This is a genomic window from Kribbella speibonae (assembly GCF_004331375.1).
GTDB lineage: Bacteria > Actinomycetota > Actinomycetes > Propionibacteriales > Kribbellaceae > Kribbella > Kribbella sindirgiensis.
The window spans coordinates 173,221-198,105 of record NZ_SJKC01000001.1; the positions used below are offsets into that span (position 1 = coordinate 173,221).

25 protein-coding genes are annotated in these 24,885 nt (G+C 69.4%); 10 read left to right on the forward strand and 15 right to left on the reverse strand.

Features of this window, described 5'->3' with window-relative positions:
- Window positions 1-114: 114 nt before the first annotated feature.
- Both E0H92_RS00930 and serS read right to left on the reverse strand, forming a co-directional pair.
- Window positions 115-909: an HAD family hydrolase gene (locus E0H92_RS00930; RefSeq protein WP_131466858.1), complete on the reverse strand. Its 795-nt coding sequence runs from the start codon at window positions 907-909 to the stop codon at window positions 115-117.
- Window positions 906-2,180 (reverse strand): serine--tRNA ligase, encoded by a 1,275-nt coding sequence (gene serS / locus E0H92_RS00935; protein WP_131466859.1) that lies wholly within the window; start codon window positions 2,178-2,180, stop codon window positions 906-908. Before serS ends, E0H92_RS00930 begins: the two co-directional genes overlap by 4 nt.
- Window positions 2,181-2,307: 127 nt before the next feature.
- Here serS and E0H92_RS00940 point away from each other — a divergent pair, with 127 nt between their 5' ends.
- Window positions 2,308-3,867 carry a bifunctional phosphatase PAP2/diacylglycerol kinase family protein gene (locus E0H92_RS00940; protein ID WP_238153296.1) on the forward strand — a complete coding sequence of 520 codons (1,560 nt, stop codon included), beginning with the start codon at window positions 2,308-2,310 and terminating at the stop codon, window positions 3,865-3,867.
- A gap of 160 nt (window positions 3,868-4,027) precedes the next feature.
- Here the strand turns inward: E0H92_RS00940 and E0H92_RS00945 are convergent, their stop codons facing one another.
- Window positions 4,028-4,507 carry a DUF4446 family protein gene (locus tag E0H92_RS00945; RefSeq protein ID WP_238153298.1) on the reverse strand — a complete coding sequence of 160 codons (480 nt, stop codon included), beginning with the start codon at window positions 4,505-4,507 and terminating at the stop codon, window positions 4,028-4,030.
- A 113-nt stretch (window positions 4,508-4,620) separates the two neighbouring features.
- Here E0H92_RS00945 and larB point away from each other — a divergent pair, with 113 nt between their 5' ends.
- Window positions 4,621-5,337, forward strand: a complete 717-nt coding sequence (gene larB / locus E0H92_RS00950) for a nickel pincer cofactor biosynthesis protein LarB (protein ID WP_131466861.1) — start codon at window positions 4,621-4,623, stop codon at window positions 5,335-5,337.
- A complete protein-coding gene (gene larC / locus E0H92_RS00955; RefSeq protein ID WP_131466862.1) occupies window positions 5,337-6,596 on the forward strand; it encodes a nickel pincer cofactor biosynthesis protein LarC in 1,260 nt (419 codons plus the stop codon). The genes larB and larC overlap by 1 nt, the downstream gene beginning before the upstream one ends.
- On the opposite strand, the gene E0H92_RS00960 is transcribed toward larC, so the two are convergent.
- Window positions 6,593-8,131, reverse strand: coding sequence for an MptA/MptB family glycosyltransferase (locus E0H92_RS00960; RefSeq protein ID WP_131495071.1), 1,539 nt, complete (start codon window positions 8,129-8,131; stop codon window positions 6,593-6,595). The two genes, larC and E0H92_RS00960, sit on opposite strands and share 4 nt — an antisense overlap.
- On the reverse strand, window positions 8,121-8,918 hold the full coding sequence (locus E0H92_RS00965) for a glycosyltransferase family 2 protein (protein ID WP_131466864.1): 798 nt from the start codon (window positions 8,916-8,918) through the stop codon (window positions 8,121-8,123). The genes E0H92_RS00960 and E0H92_RS00965 overlap by 11 nt, the downstream gene beginning before the upstream one ends.
- A gap of 248 nt (window positions 8,919-9,166) precedes the next feature.
- Here E0H92_RS00965 and E0H92_RS00970 point away from each other — a divergent pair, with 248 nt between their 5' ends.
- Both E0H92_RS00970 and E0H92_RS00975 read left to right on the forward strand, forming a co-directional pair.
- Window positions 9,167-9,757: a dihydrofolate reductase family protein gene (locus E0H92_RS00970; protein WP_131495072.1), complete on the forward strand. Its 591-nt coding sequence runs from the start codon at window positions 9,167-9,169 to the stop codon at window positions 9,755-9,757.
- 89 nt (window positions 9,758-9,846) lie between these two features.
- The gene (locus E0H92_RS00975) at window positions 9,847-11,061 is read left to right on the forward strand and encodes an arginine deiminase (protein WP_131495073.1); all 1,215 of its coding nucleotides are present in this window, start codon (window positions 9,847-9,849) and stop codon (window positions 11,059-11,061) included.
- Window positions 11,062-11,265: 204 nt separating this feature from the next.
- Here E0H92_RS00975 and E0H92_RS00980 read toward each other — a convergent pair whose 3' ends face one another.
- From E0H92_RS00980 to E0H92_RS00990, 3 genes are all read right to left on the reverse strand, one after another.
- Window positions 11,266-12,249 (reverse strand): DUF5926 family protein, encoded by a 984-nt coding sequence (locus E0H92_RS00980; protein ID WP_131466867.1) that lies wholly within the window; start codon window positions 12,247-12,249, stop codon window positions 11,266-11,268.
- A 51-nt stretch (window positions 12,250-12,300) separates the two neighbouring features.
- Window positions 12,301-12,717, reverse strand: coding sequence for an ATP-binding protein (locus E0H92_RS00985; protein WP_131466868.1), 417 nt, complete (start codon window positions 12,715-12,717; stop codon window positions 12,301-12,303).
- A 241-nt stretch (window positions 12,718-12,958) separates the two neighbouring features.
- Entirely contained in the window at window positions 12,959-13,783 is an 825-nt protein-coding gene (locus E0H92_RS00990; RefSeq protein WP_131495074.1) for a glycerophosphodiester phosphodiesterase, read from the reverse strand.
- Between the two features lie 39 nt (window positions 13,784-13,822).
- Here E0H92_RS00990 and E0H92_RS00995 point away from each other — a divergent pair, with 39 nt between their 5' ends.
- A complete protein-coding gene (locus E0H92_RS00995) occupies window positions 13,823-14,797 on the forward strand; it encodes a zinc-binding alcohol dehydrogenase family protein (protein WP_131466870.1) in 975 nt (324 codons plus the stop codon).
- A 137-nt stretch (window positions 14,798-14,934) separates the two neighbouring features.
- Here E0H92_RS00995 and E0H92_RS01000 read toward each other — a convergent pair whose 3' ends face one another.
- Genes E0H92_RS01000 through E0H92_RS01020 form a run of 5 tightly spaced genes read right to left on the reverse strand, consistent with a single transcriptional unit; the run spans window position 14,935 to window position 19,378 of the window.
- Complete coding sequence (locus tag E0H92_RS01000; protein ID WP_131495075.1) at window positions 14,935-16,272, reverse strand: LLM class flavin-dependent oxidoreductase; 1,338 nt, start codon at window positions 16,270-16,272, stop codon at window positions 14,935-14,937.
- On the reverse strand, window positions 16,269-16,979 hold the full coding sequence (locus E0H92_RS01005; RefSeq protein ID WP_131495076.1) for an ABC transporter ATP-binding protein: 711 nt from the start codon (window positions 16,977-16,979) through the stop codon (window positions 16,269-16,271). The genes E0H92_RS01000 and E0H92_RS01005 overlap by 4 nt, the downstream gene beginning before the upstream one ends.
- On the reverse strand, window positions 16,955-17,791 hold the full coding sequence (locus tag E0H92_RS01010) for an ABC transporter permease (protein WP_131466873.1): 837 nt from the start codon (window positions 17,789-17,791) through the stop codon (window positions 16,955-16,957). Before E0H92_RS01010 ends, E0H92_RS01005 begins: the two co-directional genes overlap by 25 nt.
- Window positions 17,788-18,831 (reverse strand): ABC transporter substrate-binding protein, encoded by a 1,044-nt coding sequence (locus tag E0H92_RS01015; RefSeq protein ID WP_131495077.1) that lies wholly within the window; start codon window positions 18,829-18,831, stop codon window positions 17,788-17,790. The genes E0H92_RS01010 and E0H92_RS01015 overlap by 4 nt, the downstream gene beginning before the upstream one ends.
- The gene (locus E0H92_RS01020) at window positions 18,824-19,378 is read right to left on the reverse strand and encodes a flavin reductase family protein (RefSeq protein ID WP_131495078.1); all 555 of its coding nucleotides are present in this window, start codon (window positions 19,376-19,378) and stop codon (window positions 18,824-18,826) included. The genes E0H92_RS01015 and E0H92_RS01020 overlap by 8 nt, the downstream gene beginning before the upstream one ends.
- A gap of 290 nt (window positions 19,379-19,668) precedes the next feature.
- On the opposite strand from E0H92_RS01020, the gene E0H92_RS01025 reads away from it, so the two are divergent.
- The gene (locus E0H92_RS01025; RefSeq protein ID WP_131284822.1) at window positions 19,669-20,160 is read left to right on the forward strand and encodes an RNA polymerase sigma factor; all 492 of its coding nucleotides are present in this window, start codon (window positions 19,669-19,671) and stop codon (window positions 20,158-20,160) included.
- A complete protein-coding gene (locus E0H92_RS01030) occupies window positions 20,153-20,719 on the forward strand; it encodes a methylated-DNA--[protein]-cysteine S-methyltransferase (protein ID WP_131495079.1) in 567 nt (188 codons plus the stop codon). Before E0H92_RS01025 ends, E0H92_RS01030 begins: the two co-directional genes overlap by 8 nt.
- A gap of 90 nt (window positions 20,720-20,809) precedes the next feature.
- On the opposite strand, the gene E0H92_RS01035 is transcribed toward E0H92_RS01030, so the two are convergent.
- Window positions 20,810-21,493, reverse strand: coding sequence for a class I SAM-dependent methyltransferase (locus tag E0H92_RS01035; protein ID WP_131495080.1), 684 nt, complete (start codon window positions 21,491-21,493; stop codon window positions 20,810-20,812).
- Window positions 21,494-21,520: 27 nt separating this feature from the next.
- Entirely contained in the window at window positions 21,521-22,132 is a 612-nt protein-coding gene (locus E0H92_RS01040) for a hypothetical protein (RefSeq protein ID WP_238173257.1), read from the reverse strand.
- Between the two features lie 84 nt (window positions 22,133-22,216).
- Here E0H92_RS01040 and E0H92_RS01045 point away from each other — a divergent pair, with 84 nt between their 5' ends.
- On the forward strand, window positions 22,217-24,145 hold the full coding sequence (locus tag E0H92_RS01045; protein ID WP_131495081.1) for a thiamine pyrophosphate-binding protein: 1,929 nt from the start codon (window positions 22,217-22,219) through the stop codon (window positions 24,143-24,145).
- 10 nt (window positions 24,146-24,155) lie between these two features.
- Window positions 24,156-24,860 (forward strand): flavodoxin family protein, encoded by a 705-nt coding sequence (locus tag E0H92_RS01050; RefSeq protein ID WP_131495082.1) that lies wholly within the window; start codon window positions 24,156-24,158, stop codon window positions 24,858-24,860.
- Window positions 24,861-24,885: the final 25 nt, after the last annotated feature.

The following is a 24,885-nucleotide window of genomic DNA, read 5'->3' on the forward strand; positions in this document are numbered from 1 at the left end:
CTATCGGAGTCTGAAAGGCCCGGACACCCTGTAGATACAGGGAGTCCGGGCCTTTCGCTTGCCTGCGGCAAGCCAGTTTGTCAACCCTTTCGGTTCTGACCGAAAGGGCTCGCGTCAGAACCAGCGATTGAGTACGGCGGCCACGCCGTCGTCCTGCACGGACTTGGTGACCTCGTCGGCGGCGACCTTCACCTCGTCCGGGGCGGAGTCCATCGCGATCCCGAGGCCCGCATACGTGAGCATCTCGATATCGTTGCGTCCGTCACCGATCGCCAGCAGGCCGGCCGGATCCAGGTCGTACTGCGCGAGCGCAACCTTCAGGCCGGTCGACTTGTCCACACCCTCGGGGGCGATGTCCAGCCATGCGGTCCAGCCCACGAAGTAGCTGACCCCGTGCAGGCCGAGGCGTTCCGCCAGGTGGACGAAATCGCTCTCGGACTGGTCCGGGTCCCGGATGATCAACCGGGTCACGGGTTGCGGCGCGAGCTCGTCGTCACCGACCACCCGGATCCGCGCGTTCGCGCCGAGGTCGCCGTCCGGGAACGGCGCGGTGACCAGGTAGCTGCCGTCCTGGTCCTCGACCGCCATCCGGGCGTTCGGCGCGTACCGGCGTACCGACGTGATCACGGTCGACGGGTCGAAGGTCCGCTCGTCGACGACTTCGCCGTCCGGGTAGCGCAGCGTGCGCGCACCGTTGCTGCAGACAACGAATCCGCCGGACCGCAGACCCAGCCGCTCGGCCACCGGCCTGGTGGTGGACCAGGCCCGGCCGGTGGCCAGGATCACCGGCACCTGCTCGGCCGCACGACGGACCGCGTCGACGACCGCGGGCGACATCCCCTCGTCGTGGTCGATCAGTGTTCCGTCGATGTCCAGGGCAACGGCCGTCGGCCGCGGTACTTCCGTCATTTGGCGACCGGTTCGAGGACCTCGCGGCCGCCGACGTACGGCTGCAGCGCGGTCGGCACCCGGACCGAGCCGTCGGCGAGCTGGTGGGTCTCGAGGATCGCGACGATCCAGCGGGTGGTGGCCAGCGTCCCGTTCAGCGTCGCGACCGGCTGGGTCTTGCCGTCGGCGTCGCGGTGCCGGATGTTCAGGCGGCGGGCCTGGAAGTCCGTGCAGTTCGACGTCGACGTCAGCTCGCGGTACCGGCCCTGGGTCGGCACCCACGCCTCGCAGTCGAACTTCCGGTACGCCGAGACGCCCAGGTCACCCGTGGCGGTGTCGATCACCCGGTAGCTCAGCTCCATCTTGTCGAGCATCTCCTTCTCCCAGGCCAGCAGCCGCAGGTGCTCCGCGGCCGCATCCTCCAGGCTGCAGTAGGAGAACATCTCGACCTTGTCGAACTGGTGGACGCGGATGATCCCGCGGGTGTCCTTCCCGTGCGACCCGGCTTCCTTGCGGTAGCAGGACGACCAGCCCGCATACCGGACGGGGCCGTTCGACAGGTCGAGGATCTCGTCCATGTGGTACCCGGCCAGCGCGACCTCCGACGTACCGGTCAGGTACAGCTCGGGGTCCTCGAGCCGGTAGACGTCGTCGTGCGCCGACAGGTAGCCGGTGCCGCCCATCACCTCGGGCTTGACCAGCGTCGGCGTGATCATCGGGGTGAAGCCGTTCTCCACCGCCTGCTGGACGGCCAGCTGCAGCATGCCGAGCTGGAGCAGCATCCCGGCGCCCTTGAGGAAGTAGAACCGCGATCCGCTGATCTTCGCGCCGCGCTCCATGTCGATGGCTCCGAGCAGCTCGCCCAGGGCCAGGTGGTCGCGGGGCTCGAAGCCCTCGGCCGCGAAGTCGCGCGGCTTGCCGACCTCCTCCACCACCACGTAGTCGTCCTCGCCGCCGACCGGGGCCTCGTCGGACACCAGGTTCGGCAGGGCGGCGGCGAGCTCGTCGAAGCGCTGCTCGGCCTCCTTGGCGGTCGCCTCGCTGGCCTTCACGTCCGCGGCGACGGCCTTGGTCCGCTCGAGCAGGGCGGTCCGCTCGTCACCACGTGCCTGGGCGACCTGCTTGCCGAGCGACTTCTGCTCGGCCCGGAGCGCCTCGAAGGCGGAGATGGACGATCGACGCTCCCCGTCGGCGACCAGGATCTGGTCGACCAGGTCCGTACTCTCGCCACGCTTGGTCAGGGCGGCGCGCACGACATCAGGGGTCTCACGGAGCAGTTTCGCGTCAATCACACCCTGAGGGTATCGGGGCGTGTCAGAACCGGCGAAGTCTATTCGGGATGATGGTCTAGGGACACGTGACCATCTAGGGGGATCTGAGCGGGCAATGAACCACCACCCACCCAGTCCGGTCGGCCGTGTGCTCACGGTCGTGCTGGGTGCGCTGCCGTTCACGGTGATCACGGTGCTCGTGTTCGGTGAGTGGCCGCCGCTGGCCCGCTGGGACCAGTCGGTCGCCGCGCGCGCCGCGTCGTACGGCGCTGCGCACGAGAGTGTCGTGGACTTCTGGCAGGTGGTCGGGGCCGTCGTACTGCCCTGGACGTCACGGGCGGTGATCCTGGTCGTCGCGGCGTACCTGTGGCATCGCCGGGCCCGCTTGCTGACCGTCTGGCTGATCACGTCCGCCGGCCTCGAGCTGGGCCTGGTGCAGGCGGTCAAGGCGATCTTCGAGCGAGAGCGGCCGGCGATGATGCTGGTCGAGAACGACGGGTTCTCGTACGTGTCCGGTCACGCGACGGCCGCGTTCGTGATGGCCGGTGCGCTCGGCGTCGTACTGCCGTCGGTGCGAGGCTGGCGGCGGCGGTTCCGGCTGCTGGTGCTGCTGCCGGTGATCGCGGTGGTGTGGATCGCGTCGGCCGACCGGATCGCGCTCAACGTCCATTACGTGTCCGACGTGCTCGGCGGCTGGGCGCTCGGGCTGGCGATCCTGACCGCGACGTCGATCGGGTTCGGCCTGCGGCCCGGTCTGCGGCGGCGCCGGCGGCGTACCCCGTCGGACGGCGACGGTACGTCGGCTCCGCCCCGGGCGGCGGTGATCGTGAACCCGATCAAGGTCGGCGACGGCGTGGCGTTCCGGCGGAAGGTGACGCGCGCGCTCGCGGTCCGCGGGTACGACGATCCGCTCTGGCTGGAGACCCGGGTCGACGACGCCGGGAACGCGATGGCGAAGCTGGCGATCGAGAACGAGTCCGACCTGGTGCTCGTCGCGGGCGGCGACGGGACCGTCCGGGTGGTGTGCTCGGCGCTTGCGCACACCGGGATCCCGGTCGGCGTGATCCCGGCCGGTACCGGGAACCTGCTGGCCCGCAACCTGCACATCCCGCTCGACCTGGACGACGCCCTCGAGCGGATCCTCGAGGGTCGCGACCGGCGGATCGACCTGGTCCGGGTGCACGGCGACGAGCTCGACACCGACCGGTTCGCGGTGATGGCCGGGCTCGGACTGGACGCCGCGATCATGTCCGACGCCCCGCCGCACCTGAAGAAGCAGATCGGCTGGACCGCGTACCTGGTGTCCGCGGCGAAGAACATCAACCACCCGTCGGTCCGCGTCCAGATCACCATCGACGACGCCGAGACGATCGAACGCCGGGTCCGGACGGTCGTGATCGGCAACGTCGGCATGCTGCAGGCCAACATCCCGCTGCTCCCCGACGCCCGCCCCGACGACGGGCTCCTGGACGTCGTGGTGATCGCCCCGCGGCGCGTCACCCAGTGGCCGATCGTCGTCTGGCGGCTCCTGACCCGCACCAACCGCACCGACATGTACCTGGAACGCTTCACCGGCCGCAAGGTCGAGCTGGTCGCCGCCGTCGACGTGCAACGCCAGCTGGACGGCGACCCCATCGGCCCCGGCCGCTCCCTCACCACCGAAATCGAACCCGGAGCCCTGACCGCCCGCGTCCCGAAACGCCGCTAGTGTCCTGAGTCGGAAGTTCGGCGAGAGATTTCGGTGGTCAGGTGCGTGCATCGGGGTGCTTGGTCAGTGGCCTCGATGCGGAGCATCGTGGGCGCTGGGCAAGTGCCGCGAGGTGCGTGCCTGGGCGCCGAAAGCGCCGTCGAACTTCCGACTCAGGACACTAGGGCTGCTCGGACTCCTTGCGGAGGGTTTCCAGGGCCTCTTCCTCTTCTGGGGAGAGTTTGGATTCGCTGGTGAAGGACTTGATTTCCTTCGCGTAGGTGCGGGCGTCGGCGCGGCTGTTGATCGAGGTGAGGATGACGCCGTCGCCGTTGTCGTCGAGGATCGCCATCGACCAGGAGAGCTTGCCGCCGGTCTCGCCGAAGGCGTCGTACCGGACGACGGCCAGATGCTGCAGGGTTTCCTTGAGCTCGCCGCGGGTGACTTCGAGGTCCTTGCCCAGTCTGCGTAGCTCCGACTTCACGGTGCCGGGTTTGGTTTCCGGCTGCGCCGGCTGGGGTTCCGGTTCCGGGAGTACGGCGGGTGACACCTGGTCCGACGAGACCGTCCGGGCCCGGAGGGCCTGGATCGCGAACACCAGGGCGAGCACCGCCACGAACAGGGCGGCGACCCCGAAGGCACCGGCTAACGTCGAAGACACAGCACGAGAGCCTAAGGCATCGAGTGTTATGCCTGAGTGTTCAGGTGATCGCACAGCGTGTGCGATCGGGGACGGATGCGGTACGCCGGGCCGCGGCAACGTAGATTCGCGGCGTGACACATTTGCCTGATCAGGGCCCACAGCCGGGCGTTCACGACCTCGGGTACGCGCGGCTCGACACCGACCGGCTCGAGCGCACCGGGGACGCCGAAGTCGTCTACGGAGCGGGCAAGACGCCGTCTCAGGTCGTGGAACTGCTGCGGACGCTCCACGCCACTCATCCCGGCCACGCCGTACTGGCGACCCGGTTGACGGACGAGGCGCAGGCGGCGGTGACCGCGGCGCTGCCGGATGCGGTGGTGGACCCGGTCGGCCGTACGGCGGTGCTCGGCGAACCGCCGACGCAGCGCGGGACGGTTGCCGTCGTGGCTGCTGGTACGTCGGACGCTCCTGTGGCTGCCGAGGCGGCGACAACGGCTCGCGTGTTCGGGGCCGGCGTGGAGGTCATCACGGACGTGGGTGTCGCCGGGCTGCACCGGATCCTCGGGGTGCGGGAGCGGCTCGACGCGGCGGACTGCCTGATCGTGGTGGCGGGGATGGAGGGCGCATTGCCGAGTGTTGTCGGTGGGCTGGTCGGGGTTCCGCTGGTGGCGGTGCCGACGTCGGTCGGGTACGGCGCCTCGTTCGGCGGGCTGGCGGCGCTGCTCGGGATGCTGAACTCGTGTGCGCCTGGGGTGTCGGTCGTGAACATCGACAACGGGTTCGGGGCCGGGGTGTTCGCTGCACGGGTGGCGCGCCAGGCGGCTCCGCGTGAGACGAAGGAAGCGTGATGAGGGTCGCTTGGATCGACTGCTCTGCGGGTGCCTCGGGGGACATGCTCCTGGGGGCGTTCATCTCGGCGGGTGCTGACCTGAACGCGGTGAATGTTGCGGTTGCTGCTGTGGACCCGTCGTTGTCGGTCACGGTCACGCAGACCGCTCGTCACCAGATCGCCGCCACCAAAGCCACCGTCGAGGTCAACGGCGAACCCCACCCGGAGAACATCCCGGATGCCGGGCACGGCCACGGGCATGGCCATGGTCACGGACACGGTCACGCTGAGGGGGCCGAACATGGGCCTACTCGGGCTTGGGCTGAGGTTCGGCGGTTGCTGGAGGAGGCTCGGCTCGATGACGCGGTGCGGGCTCGGGCGCTGGATACATTCGGGCGGCTCGCCCGCGCGGAGGCCGCCGCACACGGCGTGGAGCCGGACACCGTGCACTTCCACGAGGTCGGCGCGCTCGACGCGATCGCGGACATCGTGGGAGTAGCCGCCGCGTCGGTCTCACTCGACCTCGATCGCATCGTGGTCTCGACCATCGTTCTCGGCAGCGGAACTCAGGTACGCGGTCAGCACGGCGGCATCCCGATCCCAGGTCCCGCGGTACTGCACCTGGTCTCCGAAGCCGAAGCACCGGTCACCGGCGGCCCAGCGCCGTACGAGATGACGACACCGACCGGCGCCGCACTGCTGGCGGCCCTGGCGGACGACTTCGGCCCCCTCCCACCGATGCGGATCGAGCAGACCGGTGTCGGAGCGGGCGGCCGGGACCCGGTCGAGGTGCCGAACATCCTCCGCGTGGTGATCGGTGCGTCAGCCGACGAGTTGGCCACTGAACTCGTGTACGAGACCAACGTCGACGACCTCGACCCGCGGATCTGGCCGCAGGTCCTGGCCCGGCTGATGGAGGCCGGCGCCGCCGACGCGTGGCTGACCCCGATCCTGATGAAGAAGGGCCGTCCGGCGCACACGCTGTCGGTCCTGGTCGGCGGCGCGAACGCCGAGACGGTCCGGGCGGTGATCCTGGCCGAGACCTCCGCGATCGGACTGCGTGAGTTCGGGATCCGCAAGCACGCCGCGGACCGCGAGTTCGCCACCGTCGACGTCGAGGGCCAGTCGATCCACGTGAAGATCGCGCGATACGGCGGCCAGGTGATCAACGTGCAGCCGGAGTACGACGACGTGGCCGCGGCCGCGAACGCCCTGAAGAAGCCGGTGAAGACAATCCTCGCGAAGGCAGTCGCAGCGGGCCACGACCTCTGGAGCTAGTGCGCTTCGGCGTTTTCCGCGACGGACTTCTGTTTGCGGCGGGGCCAGTCGTATGGCCACCACTGGGCGCCGTTGCGGCGGGCCCAGACGATCAGGCCGATCAGGACGGCCAGTTCGATCGCGGGGCAGAGGGTGTCGCGGAGGCGCGCGCTGAAGAACTCCAGGGAGTCCGACAGGCTCGAGGCGACCTGGCGCGCGTGCGGATCTCGCCCGGGGACGTACGCGATCGCGAGCATCGTCGTCCGGACGACCATCAGACCGTCGACCTTGGACGCGGCGACCGCGGCCAGGGCGACCCAGGCGATCACGTCGTACCAGGGCAGCGAGTACATCGCGGTCAGCACCCACGCGATCGCGTAGATCGCGGTGTAGCGGATCGCGGCCGGCGTCGGGTCGTCCGGATGCGTTTGCGGCACCAACGACTTCGGGAACACCTGCGTCAGCAGGATCGCGACCACGATCAGGCCGACCCAGGCGAGGATCGCCAGGACGGTCCGCACCAGACCGTTCGGCAGGAACAGGGTGAAGAAGCTCAGCAGCACCTTGTGCGGCGTACCGGTGGAGATGAACGACGTCTGCGATCGCGCCTGCTGGAACGCCTGCAGCCCGACGATCGCGTACAGCCCGCCCATCGCGAGCGCGCCGCCACCGCAGAAGTAGAGGCACTTCCGACGGTCGGCGCGCAGCGCCCACAGCATCGCCACGCCGACCAGGCCGATCGACAGCTTGGTGCAGCCCGCGACGCCGATCAGGATGCCGGCCAGGAACACGTGCCGCCGGAACAGCACCAGCGCGATCACCGCGAACATCACCGCGATCGCGTCGTTGTGTGCACCGGCGAGCACCGACCACAGCAGCAGCGGGTTCGCGAGGCTGAGCATGATCACGCGCCGCTTGGCGGGCAGGTCCTTGCCGACCAGCCTGACCAGTAGCAGACCTGTGACGACCAGGCTGATCGCGACCGACAGCTGCAGCATCCACACGGTGAGCTGCGCGGAGTCGCCGCCGATCACTGAGGACAGCCACTGGATCCACGTCGCGATCGGCCCGTAGACGCTGCGCGCGCCCTGCCACGGGCGCTCGGTCGCGGTGATCACCGAGTCGTACCCGAGCCGGATGGTGTCGGCCGGCGAGGCCGTGTACGGGTCGCCGCCGAGCGCCATGATGCGCCCGTAGGCCGCGTAGATCAGCACGTCCCCGGACGCCATCGGCGGGACCAGCGTGATCGCCGCCGTCGTACCGATGCCCAGGGCAATCAATCGGTCGATGCGCGGCGCCCAGCCGTGCTTCAACGCCTTGGTGGCAAGGAAAACGCCGTACCCGCCGAGGGCGATCGCGACGTAGATCATCACCGACACCAGCCAGTCGTTCGGCGTGGTGTCGAACCAGTACGACGGGAGCCAGGGGTGCCGGTTCGTCAGCGTCAGCACGACCACGGACGGACCGAGCAGGCCGACCGCGACGATCAGCGCCGTACAGGCCAGATAGAGAGCGACAGCGCGGCGGCCGTACTTCAGGCCGAGCTCAGTGCTCATTGCGCAGTCTCCGCGGGAACAGACTGCGCAGCGACGGCCCACCACCGTCCGCGGGCAGCGCACTGCGAGCGGCGAGGGCCCGCCGGACGTGCAGGTACTGCTTCGCGCGGTGCAGCTGACCGCGCAGGTCGGTCCCGGTCGCGCGGTGCCGGACCTCGATCGGCACCTCCACGATCCGGAAACCCTTCCGGCCCAGGTCGATCGTCAGCGCGGTCTCGACCCCGAACCCGGCGGCCAGCGGTACGGCGGAATCGAACGCGGCCCGGGTGATGCAGCGCTGCCCGGACAACGGCTGCTCGGGCGCCCAGCCGGTCGCCTCCTGGATCCCGGCCCGCGCCAGCCGGACCACGAACCCGTGACCGCCGGCCTTCGACCCGTCGGCCCGGACCTGCGCCGGCAGCGTCCCGATCGTCATGTCCGCGCGGCCGGTCTGCACCGGCGCGAGCAGCGGGCCCGCTCCGGCCGCGGTGTCGGTCAGGTCGGCGTCGAGGAACAGCAGGTGCCGCGGCCGGGCGCCGTCGCGCTCCGCGACAGCGGCCGCTCCGGTCTCCATCGCGGCGGCCTTCCCGCGGTTGCGCTCATGCCGTACGACGACCGCACCGGCCCGCTCGGCCGCTTCCGTCGTACCGTCCGTGGAGCCGTCGTCGACGACCACGACCAGGTCGACGCCGATCAGCTTGTGCACCGCGTCGACGGTCGCCGCGATCCGGTCGGCCTCGTCCTTCGCCGGGATCACGCAGGCGACGGCACGCTCGAACGGTTCGGGGGACAGGTCTTCATCGGGCACAGCACCGCAGCCTAGTTCCTCCGCAGCCGATCCACCGCGTCAGTATCCGCTGCCTGTGGATTTCTCGTTCTTTCGAACGAGCCTGTGGAAAACCGCCGGAAGGGGTCCGGATCGCGGCATCTTCTCTGTCGACAGGTTGCGGCATCGGCCAGGGCCCGCCGATATCGGCCAGGTGGCAGATGTTCCGGGATGGCCGCGGCGGCAGGATTTCAGGTGTCAGGCAGGACCGATCAGAAAGAGGTAGGAAAATGACCCGCACAGTGACCGCCAACATCTCGCTCTCGCTCGACGGCCGGGTGAACGGCGCGGGTGGCGACTACGACATGAGCTGGATCGTTCCGCACGCGATCACCGAGGGCGCCCGCGATCACATGCTCCGGGTGACCGGGCCGGCCACCACGGCACTGCTCGGCCGGAAGAACTACGAGGGCTTCGGAGGCTTCTGGCCGGCGGTGGCCGACGACGAGAACGCCTCGCCGCAGGACCGCACCTTCTCGCGCTGGCTGAACGAGACCGAGAAGGTGGTCTTCTCGACGACGCTGACCGAGGCGCCGTGGCAGAACTCCCGGATCGCCGACGGCGAGCCCGCGGACGTCGTCCAGCGACTGCGTGACCAGGACGGCGGCGACATCATCGTGCTGGCCAGCTCGAGCGTGATCCGCGCCCTGCTGGCGGCCGACGAGATCGACCGGCTCAGCATCACCCTCGACCCGGAGCTGGTCGGCGGCGGGGACCGGCTATTCGAGGACGGCCTGCCGGCGACGTCGTGGAAGCTCACCGACTCGACCCCGACCGAGTCCGGCGCCCTCTGCCTGCTCTACGACCGGGTCCGCTCCTGATTGGCCATCTCACGGATATTGTCGGACAATCAGACACATTGATCGGGTTGTCGTAGCGTGGTGGGCACGGCTGAGCGAAGGGCGGACGGATGACCGAGGCGCGGCAGGGAAGTACGGCGTACGGCGTCGACAGTGAGGTCGGTCCGCTGCGGACGGTGATGCTGCACCGGCCGGGCAACGAGCTCCGGCGGCTCACCCCGCGCAACAACGACAAGCTGCTGTTCGACGGCATCCCCTGGGTCGGCCGCGCGCAGGACGAGCACGACGCGTTCGCCCAGGCACTCCGCGACCGCGACGTCGAGGTGCTGTATCTCGGCGAGCTGCTGACCGAGTCGCTCGCCAACCCCGAGGCCCGTGCCCAGGCCGTCGCCGGCGCGACCGAGGACCTGCGCCTGGGTGACACCCTGCGCGACTACCTGCGGGCGTCACTCGGCGACCTGGACGCGGCCGGGCTGGCCGAGGCGCTGATGGCCGGCGTCCGCAACGACGAGGTGCACGCGGGCGGGTTGGTCACGTCGCTGCTGGCGCACGAGGACTTCCTGATCGACCCCTTGCCGAACCTGCTGTTCACCCGGGACTCGAGCGTCTGGATCCGGGACTCGGTCGCGGTCACCTCACTGGCGATGCCGGCCCGGGCGCGCGAGACGCAGCTGACCGAGCTGATCTACACGTTCCACCCGCGGTTCGCCGGCGCCGACAAGGTGTACGACCACCAGCTGGAGCATGTCGAAGGCGGGGACGTGCTCGCGCTCGGTCCCGGCGTACTCGCGGTCGGAGTCGGGGAACGGACCACACCGGCCGGTGTGGAGCGGCTGGCGCGACGGGTCTTCACGAAGGGCCTCGCGCACACCGTTCTCGCCGTACCGATCGCTCAGCAGCGGGCGACGATGCACCTCGACACCGTCTGCACGATGGTCGACACCGACGCCGTGCTGATGTACCCGAACATGGCCGAGGAGATGCGGGCGCTGGCAGTCACGACCGACGGCGACCAGCTGCACGTCGCGGAACCCGAGCCGTTCCTGGTCGCGGCGGCCAAGGCACTCGGCATCGACACGCTGCGGCGGATCGACACCGGCCTGGACCCGGTGACGGCCGAGCGCGAGCAGTGGGACGACGGGAACAACACCCTGGCCCTCGCCCCGCGGGTCTGCATCGCGTACGAGCGCACCGTCGAGACCAATGCGCGCCTCGAGGAGTCCGGGATCGAGGTCATCCGGATCTCCGGCTCCGAGCTCGGTTCCGGGCGTGGCGGACCGCGTTGTATGTCGTGCCCGGTCCTGCGAGCGCCCGCAGCCCCGTAAGCCCAACGACACGCGGAGTGAAATCGGGGCTTGTGCCGAGGCCCGGGCCTGAGTACTCTTCATGCCTAGGCCCAGGCCCTGTTGCTCCCCCGTCAGCAGGACTTGGGCCGTCCACGTTCTCGGCCGATTTTAACGATCATGGCCTAGACCACTCTGAGTGAACAGAAACGCCCGGCTGATGATTCAGCCGGGCGTTCTGCTTGGTCAGCGGATGGTGAGCTGGCGGCTCGCGAGGCCGGCCCGGGCCGCGCGCTCCTCGGTGCTCAGCGGCGCGTCGGTCGCGAGAGCCTTCTCCAGCGCGGTGGCGAAGTCGGCCGCCGGCTTCTCGACGTCGGCGGCCTCGGTACCGGCAGGAAGCTCCCAGACCGGCGCGAGGACGCCGAGGGCGCGGAACGAGCCGATCAGGCGGCTGCCGTCGATGAGCGCCGATCCACCGGCGGCGTGCAGCCGGGCGAGCGCGTCGAGCAGCGTGTCCTCGGTGTGCGGCAGCACCCAGCGCAGGTAGATGCGGTCGCCGATCTTCGTCCAGTACGCCGCCTCGACCGACTCCAGCCGGACCGTCGGCGCCGCCGCGGCGTTCGCGCGCTCCAGACCGGCCGCGACCTCACCGGTCGGGTCCTCGACGTTCTCGCCGACCCAGTACTCGAAACCTTCGTGGACCTTGATCTCGATCGGCTTGCTGGTGTCGATCAGGTCCTGCAGCCGCGGGCCGTCCTTCATCAGGTCGCCGACCTGCACCGGGTGCCCGGGGTCGGTCCGCAGCGCCGTCGTGATCGCGTGGCCGAGGTCGCGGCTCGGGTCGCCGGACGAGGCGTGGGTCTGCATGCCGATCCAGATCGTCTCGTCGTCGCGCACCACGCCCGGCATCGCCATCGGCAGCAGGGTGACGAGGTTGAGTACCTTGCCCGCGTGCTCTGCCCCGACTTCCTGGCCGGTCAGCTCGACCTGCACCGTGCCGGACGGCACGATCTCGCGGAACGCGATCAGATCGCACTCCGACGGCAGCCCCTCGAACGGCCGCACCACGAAGGTGTCGGCGGCCTGTGCCCGCTCCTTGCCGTGGCACTGCTTGAACCGCTTGCCCGAACCGCACGGGCAGGGTTCCCGCGGCCCGACGTCCACCAGATCGGCCGGGTCGAGCGTGACGGTCGTCGTGTTCTTCGCGCGCTGCCGCGACTTCTTTCCCATAACCCCGCAGTCTTACAGCCCGAGGTACCGGAGTGCGAACCAGCAGTACAACTAGCTGGGCACGATCGCGTGCACCGTGCGGTGCCGGGCGGCGGTGCGGACGTCCCAGCTGGAGGTGAGGACGTCGACGATGGCCAGGCCGCGGCCGCCGATCGATTCCGGGTGCGGCTCGCTGATCCGGTGCGGCTCGGTGTCGCCGCGCCCGTCGGTCACCTCGACATGGATCCCGGCCCGGTCGATCCACCACGCGGCCCGTACCTCACCGGCCGGCAGCGGGGGCGCGTACCGGATCGCGTTGGACAGCAGCTCCGAGAGCACCAACTGCGCGTCGTCACAGGCGGCGGTGGTGACCCGGTGACGCTTCAGGTAGCCGGCCAGACGGCGGCGGGCATCCGCTACCGCGGACACTTCGTGCGGCAGTACGACGTCCACAACGCTCACGTCGGCGGGCAGGGTCGCAGAGGACAAGCAGGGTCTCCTCGATGATCGGTTCAGCCACAAGGACTTCTCCCCACGATCCCGGCCCGGAAAACACCAGTGGATATTCCGTTACATAGCCGAGCGAAGATCACGCCTAAACACTGGGAAACCGTGACGAAATCGACGGAATTGAACGTTGCAATAACCGCCCGCATTCGTCTCGCTACGTATCCAGACCGGCGTGACACAAACCACACCAACTGATCCCGGCGTGTCACAAACCTGCAGGTCAGGTACGACGTCCTACTCCTTCAGGCCCTTCGGCAAGGACCCGTAACGCGACATCGGGGCGGTCACTGATCACCGCGTCGACACCGATCTCGCGGCAGTGCCGGATGTCGTTCTCGGCGTTCACGGTCCAAACATGGACCTGATGCCCGTGCTTGTGCGCGCGATCGACGTACTCCGGGTGCGCGGTGACGATCTCCAGGCTCGGTCCGGCGTACGAGACACCGGTCGGTAGCGAGCCGTCGCGGAAGCGCAGCGGGACGCGGTCCATCAGCAGGACGGTGCGCAGGCCGGGCGCCGCGGTGCGCATCCGGCGCAGGGAGAGCCAGGAGAAGCTCATCACCCGGGCCGGCGACTCCGTTCCGATCTTCGGGTGCGCCCAGCCGAAGCGGTCCAGGGCCTCGATGAGGCGCCGCTCGACCAGCCCGGCGTACCGGGTCGGGTGCTTGGTCTCGATCGCCAGCTCGACCGGGCGGCCCGCGTCCCGCACGGTCGCGAGCAGCGTGTCGAGCGTGAGCACCTTCCGGACGTCGAGACCGGGCAGTTCGGCTTCCTCGTCCAGCTCGGCCCACGGGCGCTTCCAGGAGCCCCAGTCGTACTTCTCCAGCTCTTCGAGGCTCATCGTGGACAGCACGCCGCGCCCGTTCGAGGTGCGCTCGATCCGGCGGTCGTGGACGCAGACCAGATGGCCGTCGGCGGTCAGCCGGACGTCGCACTCCAGCCCGTCCGCACCGACCTCGATCGCTCGCTGGTACGCCGCCAGCGTGTGCTCGGGGTTCACGTCGCTGGCACCGCGGTGCGCGACCACCCGTGGGAGCTTCCCCATGAAAGAAACTCTTTCACACCCTCATGCAAGATTGGCGGCATGGACATGCGGGCGATCGTGCTGGACGGGCCGGTGGCGCCGGAGGAGCTTCGGGTACGGCGGGTTGCGGTGCCTGAGCCCGCGCCGGGGTGGGTGCGAATCAAGGTGGAGGCGTTCGGCCTGAACCGGTCGGAGTACCACCTCCGCGCGGGCCTCGCGACGAACGCGCGCTTCCCGGTCATCCCGGGGATCGAGGCGGCGGGGACGATCGACCTGGCTCCGGGCAGTGAGTTCGCGCCGGGGCAGCAGGTGGTCGCGATGATGGGCGGCATGGGCCGCGAGTACGACGGCGGGTACGCCGAGTACACCGTCGTACCGGCCTCTTCGGTGATCCCGGTGACGACGGACCTCCGCTGGGCGACCCTCGGCGCGCTGCCGGAGATGCTGCAGACCGCGCACGGCTCGCTCCACACCGGTCTCGGGATCGAACCGGGGCAGGCGCTGCTGGTCCGCGGCGGTACGTCGTCGGTCGGCGTCGCGGCCGCCGTACTGGCGAAGGAACACGGGCTGACCGTGTTCTCGACGACGCGCAATCCCCAACGCACACAGGTTTTGCGGGATCTCGGCGTCGATCACCCGATTGTTGACGACGGCAACGTTGCGCAACAGGTCCGGGAGATTCTTCCGGGCGGCGTGCACGCGGCGCTCGAACTGGTCGGGACGAATGTCCTGCCGGACACGCTCCGGGCGACCGCGGTGCATGGCACGGTGTGTTTCACCGGAATGCTCAGCGACTCGTGGACGATTCCGGACTTCTATCCGATCGGATACCTCCCGAACGGGGTCCGGCTGGCCGCGTACGGCGGCGAGAGCTCCGACCTGCCCGCGGACGCGTTCCAGCGGTACGTCGACCTGGTCGCGGCCGGCAAGCTCCCGATCCGGATCGACCGCGTCTTCACGATGGACGAAATCGGCGAGGCCCACCGCATCATGCAGGACGGCCAGGCGGTCGGGAAGCTCGTCGTCCGCGTGTGACGGATCTGCAGGCCATCACAATGCGCGCCCGGCGGGCGAGCCCCACGGGAGCCCGACGTGCGGGCGCAATTGTGATGGCCTGGCGGTCGGAGGGCTGGTGCTGGGCCGGCCACCTGACGGGGCCCACCACCAGCGGATCAGGCAGTCGCCTCCTGCAGCTGGGGTGTCCGGCCGGCGGGGCGGGCCAGGCCGTAGTGGTCGCGCAGGGTTGTGCCGGTGTAGTCGGTCCGGAACAGGCCGCGGGCCTGGAGGATCGGGATCACCTCGTCCACGAATGTCGTGAGACCGGACGGGAGCACCGGCGGCATCACGTTGAAGCCGTCGGCCGCGCCGGCCTCGAACCAGTGCTGGATCGCGTCCGCCACCTGCTCCGGTGTCCCCGTGAACGTGCGGTGCCCGCGCCCGCCGCCGAGCCGGCCGATCAGCTCACGGACCGTGAGGTTCTCGCGCCGGGCGAGCGTCACGATCAGCGTGTACCGGCTCTTCGCACCCTCGATCTCGTCCTCGTCCGGCAGGTCCGCCGGAAGCTGCTGATCGAACGGCAGGTCCTCCGGCGACACCCGCAGCGTCTTCGCGAGCTGCAACCGTGCGTACTCCGGCCGGATCAGCTCGTCCAGCTGCCGCTCCAGGCGCTGCGCCTCCTCGACCGTGGACCCGATCACCGGCACGATCCCGGGCAGGATCTTGATCGTCTCCGGGTCCCGCCCGACCGCCGCCGTACGCGCCTTCAGGTCCCGGTAGAAGTCCTGTGCGTCCTCCAGCGTCTGCTGCGCGGTGAAGACCGCTTCGGCGTACCGCGCCGCCAGCCCCTTGCCGTCCTCGGACGACCCGGCCTGGACGATCAGCGGATGCCCCTGTGGCGACCGCGGCAGGTTCAGCGGCCCACGGACCTGGAAATGCCGCCCGACGTGATCGATCGGTACGACTCGCTCGTCCACGGCCCAGACACCTGAGGCCTTGTCCGCGATCGCGGCATCGTCCTGCCACGAGTCCCAGAGCTTGTACGCGACCTCGAGGAACTCCGCCGCGCGGTCGTACCGCTCCGCATGCGCCGGCTGGTCGGCGAGGTTGAAGTTGCGCGCCGCCTCCGGGCCCGCGGTGGTCACCACGTTCCAGCCGGCCCGCCCACCGCTCACGTGGTCCACGCTGGCGAACCGCCGCGCCAGGTTGAACGGATCGTTGTACGTCGTCGACGCGGTGGCGATCAGCCCGATCCGGGACGTGACGGCCGCGATCGCGGTGAGCAGCACGGTCGGCTCCAGGGACCCGGCCGGACGCCGCCCGACGTTGCCGAACAGGACCGGCGAGTCCGCGAAGAAGATCGAGTCGAACTTGCCGCGCTCGGCCAGCTGCGCCAGGGCCTGGTAGTGCGCCACCGAGGTGTTCGCGAACGGATCGCTCTCCGGCAGCCGCCAGGACGCCTCGTGGTGCCCGGTGCTCATCAGGAACGCGTTCAGGTGCAACTGCCTACTCATACCGAAACTCCCAAGGCGTCGAGAAGCCGCGAGCGGACCGCGGCGAATCCTGGATCGGCCGCGCTGCGCGGCGCCGGCAACGTGATGGTCTCCGCGGCGACGATCCGGCCGGCGTCGAGCACGATCACCCGATCGGCCAGCACGATCGCCTCGTCGACGTCGTGTGTCACCAGCAGTACGGCGGGTTGGTGCGCCGCGCACAACTTGCGCAGCAACACGTGCATCTTCAACCGGGTCAGTGCGTCCAGCGCACCGAAGGGCTCGTCGGCGAGCAGCAGCTCCGGCTCCCGCACCAGCGACCGCGCCAACGCGACCCGCTGCTGCTCGCCACCGGACAACTCGTTCGGCCAGGCCTGCTCCCGGCCGGCCAGCCCGACCTCTTCGAGGCTCTGCCGCCCGCGCTCCACGGCGCCTTTGAGGCCGAGGACGACGTTGTCGAGGACATTTGCCCAGGGCAATAACCGGGAATCCTGGAAGACGACGGAGACCTGCGAGGGTACGGCGAGCTCACCGGATCCGTCGACGTCGTGATCCAGCCCGGCCAGGGCCCGCAGCAACGTGCTCTTCCCGGATCCGCTCTTGCCCAGCAGGGCGACGAACTCACCCGGTGCGATGTCCAGGTCCACTCCGTCCAGGACGGCGCGATCGTCGTACCGGCGGACCAGGTCGCGGACCTGCACGGTTACGAGGCCAACGTTCGTCGCCACGACAGGGCCCTCCTCTGGATCAGGCGGACGACCGCGTCGGACAGCAGGCCGAGGATGCCGTAGACGACCAGGCCGACGATGATGATGTCGGTCTGCCCGTACGTGCGGGCCAGTTCCATCATGTAGCCGATACCGCTGGTGGAGTTGATCTGCTCGACGACGACCAGCGACAACCACGCGCCGGTCACCGCGAACCGCAGCCCGAGCAGGAACCCGGGCAGTGCGCCCGGCAGTACGACGCGCCGGATGAAGTCCCACTGCGACAATCCGACGGTCTGCGCGAGCTCGACGTACCGGCTGTCGATGGTGCGCAGGCCGTTGTGGGTGTGGATGTAGATCGGCACGAACACCCCGAGCAGGATGGTGACGATCTTCATCGACTCGCCGATCCCGAGCCAGAGGATCAGCAGCGGCAGCAGCGCCAGTGACGGGATCGCGCGCTTGATCTGGATCGGCCCGTCGAGGACCGCCTCACCGAGCCGGGACAGGCCGGAGATCAGCGCGAGGACGACGCCCAGCACGATGCCGAAGGCGAGGCCGATCAGCGCCCGTTGTGCGGACGTCCACAGGTTCGACTGCAGGCGGCCGTCGGCGATCAGGTCGCCGGCCGTGGTCACCACGGTCCACGGCGCGGACAGTACTCGTTGGTCGATCCAACCGGTGGCGGATCCGAGGCTCCAGATCGCCAGCAGCAGTACCGGTCCGATCGCGGCGCCGAACCTGATCGGCTTCCCGGGCCCGAGGCGCCGGCGCCGTACGACGGGGGCCGAGGTCGTGCGCTGCCGGAGTCCGGGCAGCGTGGTCGCGCTCATTTGGCGCCTCCCTTGATCGCGTCGGCGGCGACGGTCTGGAACCGCAGGTCGTACAGGTCCTTGGCCTGGATCACCTTGTTGCCGGTCTCCTTGGCGAGCAGCTCGATGGTTTCCTGCTGCCGCTGGATCGCCTCGCTCCAGTCCGCCGGGATGTCCGGGTGCCCGGCGTTGTCGACCAGCCACTGCCCATCGGCGGCGGTCAGGCCCTGGTCCTTCACGTAGTACCCCTGGATCCACTCCTTGGGGTGCTTGTCGATCCAGTCCTGCGCGATCCCCCAGGCGGCGACGTACGCGCGGATCGCGGCCGCCTTGCCCGGGTCCTCGAGCGACTCCACCGGTCCGTAGAGGTGACCGGCGTCGTCGCGGATCCCGTGGTCGATCGTGCTCGCGCCGTCCTTGCCGTACTTGGTCAGGTAGCGCTTGATCTGTACGCCGCCGATCGGGGCGACGTCGACCTGCTTGCCGGCGAGCGCCTGGGTGTACACGTCACCGGTGCTGGGGATCTCGATCAGCTTGACGTCCTCCTTGGTGAGGCCCGCCTTCTGCAGCACCTTCAGGATCAGCGCGCCCTGCGCCTGGCCCGGGCTGTACGCGATCTTCTTGCCGCGCAGGTCGCCGAGGGTCTTCACCGACACCCCGGGTGCGATGCCCAGCTTGTAGATCGGGTGGTTCAGCGCGTCCTGGCGGAACTTCGAGGCGACGATCTTCACCTGCAGGCCGGTCCAGGTCGCGTGGATCGGCGGGATCTCGGCGACCGACCCGAGGTCGAGGGCGTGCGCCCGGAACGCCTCGGTGGTCTGCGGACCGCCGCTCAGGTTCGCGAACTGGACGAACTTCGAGACCTTGTCGATCTGACCGGACAGCTTGAGCGCGACCTCGGTGGCAGGGTCGCCGACCACGATCTTCGTGCCGTCGGGGACCGAGGTCGGCAGCGGCGCGTCCAGCGACAGCTTGGCGGCGCCGTCGGCGGCGGCGTTACCGCTGCAGCCGGTGACGAGCGCGAGCAGGGCGAGGGCGGAGTAGAGGCGTTTTCTAGACATGGTGTGCTTTCGCGTAGCGGCCGTCGTGGTAGAGCAGCGGCTCGTGCTCACGACGTTCGGTGTGGGTGGCGAGGCGGGCGACCACCAGGTAGTGGTCGCCGACGGCGAAACGGTGCGCGATCTGTGCGCGCAGGAAGCTCGGGGCGTCGTCGAGCGCGGGCTCGCCGGTGGCCAGCCGCGACCAGCGGGTCGGTTCGGCGAACCGGTCGATCCCGCTGGTGGCGAACCGGCCGGCGATCGCGTGCTGATCGGCGGACAGGAAGTTGATCACCACGCTGCTCGCCGTACTCACGGCCGGCCAGCTCGAGGCGCTGGTCGCGATCGCGAACGAGACCAGTGGCGGCAGCAGGCTGATCGAGACCAGCGAGGTCGCGGTGAAGCCGACGGGACCGTGCCCGGCGTCCGCGGTGATCACCACGACGCCGGCGGCATGGCGACGGAACACGGATTTGTAGACGTCGGCGTCCACGACCCGCTCCACACTGAAGTTTCTTGGGCGGTCGGGGACTACGGCCAGGGCAGGACGATTCAGGGCAGGTACAGACATGTCTCTCCCTCGGAACGGGGCAGGGACCACAGGTGATGTGTGAAGAGGCGTGATCAGACAGGCCTCATGCAGACGGCAGCGAGAGAACGGGTCACCGACAGGTGGCGCTCGCCGTCCGCAGCAGATCGATGACGCGACGGCGGGTGAGGAGTGTCGTCGTCATGTCAGCTATCTTCGCATCAATGTCTACTAGCTAACTGCACAATCTCGGAATCCGGACCACCTGTCCATCCGGCGGCCGGCGGCGGGTTCCCTCACACCACCCGGCATCCGTGCGTTCTACTGGCGTGATGGTTCGGGAGAAAGTCGGATTGCCGCCGTTCCAGGCGCTGATCGACGCGCACTGGCGAGACGTTGCCAGGCTGGCGCGGGCGATGGCCGGTCAGGACGGCGACGACGTCGCGCAACGCGCCTGGGAGAAGGCGTACGCGGCATACCCGACGCTGACCTCGGCGAAGAACCTGCGCAGCTGGCTCCTCACCATCACCGCCCGGTGCGCGACCGACGTCCACCGGGCACGGAAACCGCAGCGCCCGCTGGACGAGGCGCCACCGGTCGCAGTCGACGGGCCGGAGGCCGCGGCCTGGCCGGATCCCGACCTGTGGCGGGCGGTCAACGAACTCCCGGAGCGGCAACGCTTCGCGATCACGCTCAAATACGTCGGCGACCTGGACCACCACGGCGTGGCCGCCGCTCTGGACACCACGCCCGCCGCGTCGCGCCGGCTCGTCAGCGACGCGTTGGCGACCCTGCGCACGAAACTCGGAGTACACGATGACTGATCTCGAGAGCCGGCTGACCCGGCTCGACACACCTGACCTGAGGCCACCCGTCCTGCCCGACGCCGACGTCGCCTACACACTGCACGACACCCCGATCGGGACTTTGCTGCTCGCGGTGGCCGGCGGTCGCGTTGTCGCCAGTTCGTTCGGGGACGAGGAGACGATGACCACCCGGCTCGCCCGGGCCGTGTCCCCGCGCGTACTACGGCAGCCCCGGCCGCTGGACGACGTACGACGGCAACTCGACGAATACCTGTCCGGTGACCGCCGGGCGTTCGATGTCGAGGTGGATCTCGTGCTCGCGACACCGTTCCAGCGGCTGGTGCTCGAGGATCTGCCGACGCACACGAGCTACGGCAGGACCACGACGTACGGCACCGTTGCCGGCGACATCTCCCGGCCGAAGGCCGCGCGGGCGGTCGGTACCGCGCTGGGGGCGAACCCGGTGTGCGTCGTCCTGCCGTGCCACCGGGTGGTCGGCGCGAGCGGGGCGCTCACCGGATACGCCGGCGGGCTGGACGCTAAACGATTCTTGCTGAATCTCGAAGCAAAAAGCTGAGTTTTCCGGAAATACCGGGAGTGGATTTAGACTCGATGAAATAAGGAGCAGATCCCCAATGTGGAGTGGGGATCTGCTCCTGTTGACATGTCAGGAAGTTGCCGGCTGGCGGATCTCCAGGATCAGCCGCCGCCGGCCGCCCCAGTCGCGTTTGTAGACCTTGAAGTCGTCGATTCCGGCGGCCGCGCAGAGCCGGCTGTAGCTGATCTCGTCGTGGATGAAGTGCACGCTGCTGCGGTCGTCGTCGTGCTCGGTGGTGACGATCCGGTGCTCCGGGCCCTGCCGCATCCCGTTCGCGATCTCGGCCGCGGTCGCCGGTCCCCAGACCGGGCCCTCGATGATCGCGATCCCGCCCGGCTTCAGCACCCGGGAGATCTCGCAGATCGTCGAGATCTGCTCGTCCTCGGCGAACAGCTCGTGGAACGCCGTCCACAGGCAGATCACCGCGTCGAACGAGTCCCATTTGTACGGCAGGTCGGTCATCGAGCCGATCGCCCAGTCGATCGCGAGCTCCTCCTCGGCGGCCTGCGCGCGGCCGGCCTCGAGCAGGTTCGGCGAGATGTCCAGCCCGCGCACGACCTTGCCGGCGCGGCGCAGCGGCAGCGCGACCCTCCCGTACCCGCAGCACAGGTCGAGCACCGACTCGCGGCCCTCCAGCAGCTCCTGCACCGCCTTGACGATCAGCGCGTCCCGTTCGGGCGACGTACGCGCGGCCAGTCCGTCGGCACCGAGTTCCGCATACTCGGCCCGACTACGCAGTGCGGAGTTCAGCATGCCCGCCAGTATTCCGGGTGCTCTGGGTCAGTTGTCCAGCAGGGATCTGCCAATAGTGAAGAACTCGACAACATCGGGCAGCTCGGCGAGCGGCCGGACGGCGCCGAACGGGGCATTCCAGAAATCACCGGTCCGCGGTGTCCACGGGCCGACATACGCGTAAGGCTCGGCCAGGTAGTCGTCACCTGGTGAGACGCCGTAGTTGACTTCCGCGACCGTGATTCCGACGTCGAAATGCTCGGGCCACAGCACCGGCGTCTCCTCCGGCGCGAGCGCCCTGAGGGCGGCGTCACCGCGGGCGAAGGCGTCCGCGAGCAGACGGGCGGCGGCGGGGTCGACCTCCAGTCGTTCCTCGGGTGCGATCTTGGGGCCGCCCGAGTACACGTGGTCGAGTCGCCATGCCTCGATGCCCGCCGCGGCCGCCAACTCGGCGTACGTGCCCTCCAGCGGCAGCTCTTGCGTTGGCGTGACCAGCAAGTCGCCCTCGACCCGACGGGTGCCGTCGAGGGTGCTGAAGCCGCCCGGTACGACGCGTAGCCGGAGTCCACCGCCATCGCGGTGCTGCGGTCCGGCCAGCAGCAGTTCGGCGACACCGTGCAGGGAGCGACGGGTTACGGCCAGCGAACGGTCTTCCATCACGGCAAGTCTCCTCCTGTAACGCAGGGCCGCGGGACGGCACTGTTCATTCAGACGGTCCGTGTCGCGAGGGGTGGGAGACGTTACATGACGGCGAACTGGCATCGGGTGGACGAAGTCGACGTACCGGCGGACGGGCGGGTCCGCAGTGTGGTGGTGGATGGCCGCAGTATCGCGCTGTCCCGCTGCGGGGCGCGGCTCGGCGCGCTGGACAACAAGTGCCCGCACCAGGGCGGTCCGCTCGGTGAGGGCTCGATCGAGAAGGGTCTGCTGCGGTGCCCGTGGCACGGGTACGACTACGACCCGATCACCGGTCAGCCGCCGGAGGGGTTCTCCGACAGCGTCCCGTCGTACCCGGTGGACGAGCGGGACGACGGGGTCTATGTGCAGCTGCCGGAGCCGGCCGAGGCGGTGCGGACGGTGGCCGACGTACTCGTCGAGACGCTGGTCGCGCATGGCGTCACGCACGTGTTCGGGATGGTCGGGCACTCCAACCTCGGGTTCGCCGAGGCGATGCGGCGGGCCGAGGTGCGCGGCGAGCTCACCTACATCGGTATCCGGCACGAGGGCGCGGCAGCCTTCGCGGCCGGCGCCTACGGCAAGCTGACCGGCCGGCCGGCGGTGGCCTTCGCGATCGCCGGTCCGGGGTCGACCAACCTGCTCACCGGCCTGTACGACGCCAAACTCGACGGCTCGCCCGTCCTCGCTGTCTCCGGGCAGGTGCCGTCGAAGTGGCTCGGCCGCGGCGCGTTCCAGGACCTTGACCTGACCGCGGTCTTCAAGGACGTCGCGGTCTCCAGTACGTCGGTCAACGCCGGCAGCGACCACGCGGAGCTAGCAGCGCTAGCGGTCAAGCACGCGGTCGACGGCCGCGGCGTGGCCCACCTGGTGCTGCCCGACGAGGTACAGGTCCTGCCGTCCGACGCCCCGGCCGCGAGTCCGCGGGGACGGTTGTCGCCGCGGCAGATCCGGCCGGACGAGGACAGCCTGATCCGGGCCGCCGCCCTGATCCGCGACGCGCGCCGACCGGTCCTGGTCGTCGGGCACGGTGCGCGTGACGCCTCGCTCGAGGTGCGCGAACTGGCCGAGCGCCTGAATGCACCGGTGCTGACGACGTTCAAGGCCAAAGGGCTGGTTCCGGACACCCACCCGCTGGGCGCCGGGGTGCTCGGCCGCAGCGGTACGCCGGTGGCGAGCTGGCTGATGAACGAGTCGGACCTGCTGCTCGTCGTGGGCGCCTCGTTCTCGAACCACACCGGTATCGCGGCGTACAAGCCGATCGTCCAGATCGATGACGACCACGCCGCGATCGGCCGGTTCGACCCGGTCGCCGTCGATGTTCTCGGCGACGCGCGGCTGGCACTGTCCGCGCTGACCGGACTGCTCACCGACGTGAAGGCAGAGGACCAGCGACCGGATGTGGCCGAGCGGTGGGCGATCTGGCGGGCGGAGAAGCGGCGCCGGGTCGACGACGACCGTGGCCGCGGCGTGTCCGCAGCGGCCGTCTTCGACGCGCTGTCCCGGCACCTGCCCGCGGACGCCGTCGTGACCGTTGACGTCGGCAACCATGCGTACTCGCTCGGCCGGTACCTGGAGTCGAAAGGCCAACCGGTGCTGATGTCCGGCTACCTCGGCTCGATCGGTTTCGGCTACCCGGCCGCGCTCGGCGCGTGGGCCGCGGCTCCGGGCCGGCCGATCGTCGCGGTCACCGGCGACGGCGGGTTCGGGCAGTACGCCGCGGAGCTCACGACCGCGGTGAAGTACGGCATTCCGATCAAGCATGTGCTCCTCGACAACCACTCGCTCGGCAAGATCAGCAAGGAGCAACTCGCCGCCGATTACCCCGTCTGGCACACGTCCCTGCACAACCCCGACTGGGCCGCGTACGCCGAACTGTGCGGCGCGACCGGCCTGCGGGTAACCCGTCGTCAGGACCTGGACGACGCGATGACCGCCCTGTTCGCCGCCACTGGACCGGCCCTGCTCGGCATCGAGCAGGACGCCGAACTTCTCTGAGGAGCCTGAGATGACCGAGTACGACGACCTTCGCGCGCTGTTCGTCAACTGCACCCTGAAACGATCGCCGGCCGTCAGCAACACCGAGGGACTGATCGACGTCAGCCGCCGCATCCTCGAGAAACAAGGGGTCCAGGTCGACGTGATCCGCGCCGTCGACCACGACATCGCCACCGGTGTCTGGCCCGACATGACCGAGCACGGCTGGGCGAAGGACGACTGGCCGGCGATCCAGGAGCAGGTGATGGCGGCCGACATCCTGGTGATCGCCGGACCGATCTGGCTGGGCGACAACAGCTCGGTCACCAAACAGGTGATCGAACGCTTGTACGGCAACTCGTCGATCCTCAACGAGCGCGGGCAGTACGCGTACTACGGACGCGTCGGCGGCTGCCTGATCACCGGTAACGAGGACGGCGTGAAGCACTGCGCGATGAACGTCCTGTACTCGTTGCAGCACCTCGGCTACACGATCCCGCCACAGGCCGACGCCGGCTGGATCGGGGAGGCCGGCCCGGGTCCGTCGTACCTGGACGAGGGGTCGGGCGGCCCGGAGAACGACTTCACCAACCGGAACACCACCTTCATGACCTGGAACCTGCTGCACTTCGCGCGGCTGCTCAAGGACGCCGGCGGGGTCCCGGCGCACGGCAACCAGCGGTCCGAGTGGGACGCCGGCTGCCGGTTCGACTTCGAGAACCCGGAGTACCGCTGACTTCGGGGGTGCTGCTGTACCGTCG

What these genes read in the sequence shown, in the direction of transcription:
- E0H92_RS01035 (WP_131495080.1), bottom strand. Translation starts at nt 21,493, where the DNA reads ATGCTGAACTCCGCACTGCGTAGTCGGGCCGAGTATGCGGAACTCGGT.
- E0H92_RS00970 (WP_131495072.1), top strand. Translation starts at nt 9,167, where the DNA reads ATGACCCGCACAGTGACCGCCAACATCTCGCTCTCGCTCGACGGCCGG.
- E0H92_RS01030 (WP_131495079.1), top strand. Translation starts at nt 20,153, where the DNA reads ATGACTGATCTCGAGAGCCGGCTGACCCGGCTCGACACACCTGACCTG.
- E0H92_RS01020 (WP_131495078.1), bottom strand. Translation starts at nt 19,378, where the DNA reads ATGTCTGTACCTGCCCTGAATCGTCCTGCCCTGGCCGTAGTCCCCGAC.
- E0H92_RS01045 (WP_131495081.1), top strand. Translation starts at nt 22,217, where the DNA reads ATGACGGCGAACTGGCATCGGGTGGACGAAGTCGACGTACCGGCGGAC.
- E0H92_RS00930 (WP_131466858.1), bottom strand. Translation starts at nt 909, where the DNA reads ATGACGGAAGTACCGCGGCCGACGGCCGTTGCCCTGGACATCGACGGA.
- E0H92_RS01000 (WP_131495075.1), bottom strand. Translation starts at nt 16,272, where the DNA reads ATGAGTAGGCAGTTGCACCTGAACGCGTTCCTGATGAGCACCGGGCAC.
- larC (WP_131466862.1), top strand. Translation starts at nt 5,337, where the DNA reads ATGAGGGTCGCTTGGATCGACTGCTCTGCGGGTGCCTCGGGGGACATG.
- E0H92_RS00980 (WP_131466867.1), bottom strand. Translation starts at nt 12,249, where the DNA reads ATGGGAAAGAAGTCGCGGCAGCGCGCGAAGAACACGACGACCGTCACG.
- E0H92_RS00990 (WP_131495074.1), bottom strand. Translation starts at nt 13,783, where the DNA reads ATGGGGAAGCTCCCACGGGTGGTCGCGCACCGCGGTGCCAGCGACGTG.
- E0H92_RS00960 (WP_131495071.1), bottom strand. Translation starts at nt 8,131, where the DNA reads ATGAGCACTGAGCTCGGCCTGAAGTACGGCCGCCGCGCTGTCGCTCTC.
- E0H92_RS00995 (WP_131466870.1), top strand. Translation starts at nt 13,823, where the DNA reads ATGGACATGCGGGCGATCGTGCTGGACGGGCCGGTGGCGCCGGAGGAG.
- E0H92_RS01015 (WP_131495077.1), bottom strand. Translation starts at nt 18,831, where the DNA reads ATGTCTAGAAAACGCCTCTACTCCGCCCTCGCCCTGCTCGCGCTCGTC.
- E0H92_RS01050 (WP_131495082.1), top strand. Translation starts at nt 24,156, where the DNA reads ATGACCGAGTACGACGACCTTCGCGCGCTGTTCGTCAACTGCACCCTG.
- E0H92_RS01010 (WP_131466873.1), bottom strand. Translation starts at nt 17,791, where the DNA reads ATGAGCGCGACCACGCTGCCCGGACTCCGGCAGCGCACGACCTCGGCC.
- E0H92_RS01025 (WP_131284822.1), top strand. Translation starts at nt 19,669, where the DNA reads ATGGTTCGGGAGAAAGTCGGATTGCCGCCGTTCCAGGCGCTGATCGAC.
- E0H92_RS00975 (WP_131495073.1), top strand. Translation starts at nt 9,847, where the DNA reads ATGACCGAGGCGCGGCAGGGAAGTACGGCGTACGGCGTCGACAGTGAG.